The sequence below is a fragment of the Flagellimonas flava genome (assembly GCF_050617915.1).
GTDB classification, from domain to species: domain Bacteria; phylum Bacteroidota; class Bacteroidia; order Flavobacteriales; family Flavobacteriaceae; genus Flagellimonas; species Flagellimonas flava_A.
This window is the reverse complement of record NZ_JBODQE010000235.1, coordinates 1-230: the sequence shown is the minus strand read 5'-3', so window position 1 is coordinate 230 and position 230 is coordinate 1. Positions and strand designations below refer to the sequence as shown.

General features: G+C 47.4%; 1 protein-coding gene. It reads left to right on the top strand.

Going from position 1 to position 230, the window contains the following annotated elements; translation table 11 throughout:
• Nucleotides 1-230: M3 family metallopeptidase (locus ACRHOZ_RS21670; protein ID WP_431130494.1), on the top strand; the 230-nt coding region annotated here is incomplete at both ends.

Below are 230 nucleotides of genomic sequence, written 5' to 3'. Positions count from 1 at the left end.
CAAGGATAAGGACGGCTGGGTGATCACTTTGGACTATCCGAGTTACATCCCATTCATGACATATGCGGATAATAGGGAATTGCGTAAAGAGCTATCGCTGGGCTTTGGGAGCAAGGGGTTTCATGGGGATGACTTGGACAATCAGGAAAATGTACTGCAAATTGTGCCCCTCCGTCATAAACGGGCCAATCTTTTGGGTTATCCCACCCATGCCGATTTTGTTCTTGAAG